This is a genomic window from Marinobacter sp. (assembly GCF_035268745.1).
Classification (GTDB): Bacteria; Pseudomonadota; Gammaproteobacteria; order Pseudomonadales; family Oleiphilaceae; genus Marinobacter.
On the sequence record NZ_DATFKH010000170.1, the window covers coordinates 1 to 2,437 of the forward strand.

3 protein-coding genes are annotated in these 2,437 nt (G+C 57.2%); all 3 read left to right on the top strand.

Going from position 1 to position 2,437, the window contains the following annotated elements:
* Positions 1–950, top strand: a 950-nt coding sequence (locus tag VJ956_RS12370) for a UDP-glucose/GDP-mannose dehydrogenase family protein (RefSeq protein WP_324085350.1), incomplete at its 5' end; no start/stop codon positions are given.
* A 1-nt stretch (position 951) separates the two neighbouring features.
* Entirely contained in the window at positions 952–1,377 is a 426-nt protein-coding gene (locus VJ956_RS12375) for an HIT family protein (RefSeq protein WP_324085351.1), read from the top strand.
* A gap of 110 nt (positions 1,378–1,487) precedes the next feature.
* On the top strand, positions 1,488–2,437 hold a 950-nt coding region (aspS, locus tag VJ956_RS12380), incomplete at its 3' end, for an aspartate--tRNA ligase (RefSeq protein ID WP_324085352.1).

Sequence of the window (2,437 nt, forward strand, 5' to 3'; positions counted from 1 at the left end):
CGGCTGTCCGTGGCGAGCTGGACAGGCGCAGCCTGGAACTGGATTTTGATGTGGTCTCCAACCCCGAGTTCCTGAAAGAGGGTGCCGCCGTCTCCGACTTCATGAAGCCGGACCGTATTATAGTGGGCACGGAAAGTGACCGTGCCATGGAGTTGCTGCGGGAAGTCTATTATCCCTTCAACCGCAGTCATGACCGGATGATTTTCATGGATATCCGCTCTGCCGAGCTGACCAAGTACGCTGCCAACTCAATGTTGGCGACAAAAATCAGCTTCATGAATGAAATCGCCAACCTGGCGGAGCGTCTTGGTGCCGACATCGAGAATGTCCGCCGTGGCATCGGCTCCGATCCCCGTATCGGTTACCACTTCATTTATCCGGGCTGTGGTTATGGTGGCTCCTGTTTTCCCAAGGATGTGCAGGCACTGGCCCGCACCGCCAGGGACTGCGACTACGAAAGTCGTCTGCTGAACGCGGTTGAGACCGTCAACAATGCCCAGAAATACGTGCTGTTCGACAAGATCAGCCATTTCTTCAACGGCGATCTGAAAGGCAAGGTGGTTGCGGTCTGGGGCCTGGCCTTCAAACCCAACACCGACGATATGCGCGAGGCATCCTCCAGAACCCTGATGCAGCAGCTCTGGAAGGCAGGAGCGAGTGTGCAGGCCTTTGACCCGGAAGCCATGGAAGAAACCCAGCGTATTTTCGGTGACCAGCCGGGGCTGACGCTCTGCGGTACCAAAGAGCAGGCAATCAGGGGTGCCGACGTGCTCGCGATCTGCACCGAATGGAAGGAGTTCCGTTCCCCGGACTTTGCGGCCATTGCATCCGCGCTGGGCAGCAAAGCGGTGTTTGACGGCCGTAACCTTTACGAGCCGGAAATGCTGGAGCGGTACGGCATGATCTATTACGCCATCGGCCGCGGCCGCAACCAGTTCCACGGCAATTGACATGGACCGCACTGCGCCCTTTGTTATTCATCCAAAACTGGCAGAAGACACCATTCTTGTTGGTGAGAGTCGTCTTTGCGAAGTCCGGCTGATGAACGACAGCCACTGGCCCTGGGTACTGCTGGTACCCAGGCTGGCGGATATCCGCGAAATCTATCAAATGCCGAAACCACAGCAGCTTCGGCTGGCCGAGGAATCGTCGTTGCTGGGTGAGGGCATGATGACCGTGTTTGCCGGCGACAAGCTGAATGTGGCTGCATTGGGGAATATGGTGCCGCAGTTGCACCTGCACCATATTGTCCGCTTTGAGGGTGACCCTGCCTGGCCAGGTCCGGTCTGGGGCAGGCTTGACCCCACCCCCCATGATGACAAGGCAATTGCTGATATCATGGCCCGCCTGCAGCCAATCCTGGATGCCCTGAAGTAAAGCGGTGCCCGCAACTACAGCCTGATTTTCACTGTCATTGTGTTTATAATGGCGCACTTTTCGCACACATCAGAATCAATTCGCACACATCAGAAAGAACGGGAAGCGGTATGCGCAGTAACTATTGCGGTGGGGTCAACGAATCCCACATTGATCAGGAAGTCACACTTTGCGGTTGGGTGCATCGTCGCCGTGATCATGGCGGGGTTATCTTTCTGGACCTTCGTGATCGGGACGGCATGTCTCAGGTAGTGATTGATCCGGATACTCCCGAGAGCTTTGCGCTGGCGGAAAAAGTCCGCAGCGAATTCGTGGTCCAGGTTACCGGCCGTGTCCGCCGTCGTCCTGCCGGAACCGAAAACAGCAACATGTCCACAGGCCAGGTCGAGGTTCTGGGCAAACAATTGACCATCCTGAACGCTGCCGCCACGCCACCTTTCCCACTGGATGAGCACGAACATGTAGGCGAGGATGTCCGCCTCAGGTACCGTTATGTCGACCTGCGCCGGCCGGAGATGATCAACCGCCTGCGGTTCCGTTCGCGGGTCACCAGTTACGTCCGCAACTTCCTCGACAGCAATGGCTTCATGGATGTGGAAACCCCGATTCTGACCCGGGCAACGCCGGAAGGGGCGCGGGATTATCTGGTGCCCAGCCGCACCCATGAAGGTTCCTTCTTTGCGCTGCCGCAATCGCCCCAGCTGTTCAAACAGTTGCTGATGGTGTCGGGTGTGGATCGCTATTACCAGATCGCCAAGTGCTTTCGCGATGAAGACCTTCGTGCCGACCGGCAGCCGGAGTTTACCCAGATCGACATCGAGGCATCCTTCGTTGATGAAGAAACCCTGATGTCGCTGACCGAAGACATGATCCGGGCATTGTTCAAGGATGTGCTACAGGTTGCGCTTCCTGCTTTCCCGCGCATGCCTTTCAGTGAAGCCATGCAGCGTTTCGGCAGCGACAAGCCGGACCTGCGCATTCCGCTTGAGCTGATTGATGTGGGTGATCTGGTTGCCGGTGTCGACTTCAAGGTATTTGCCGGCCCCGCCAACGATGCCAA

Excerpts from the sequence above, each read along its gene's own strand:
- VJ956_RS12375 (WP_324085351.1), top strand. The coding sequence starts at position 952 with ATGGACCGCACTGCGCCCTTTGTTATTCATCCAAAACTGGCAGAAGAC.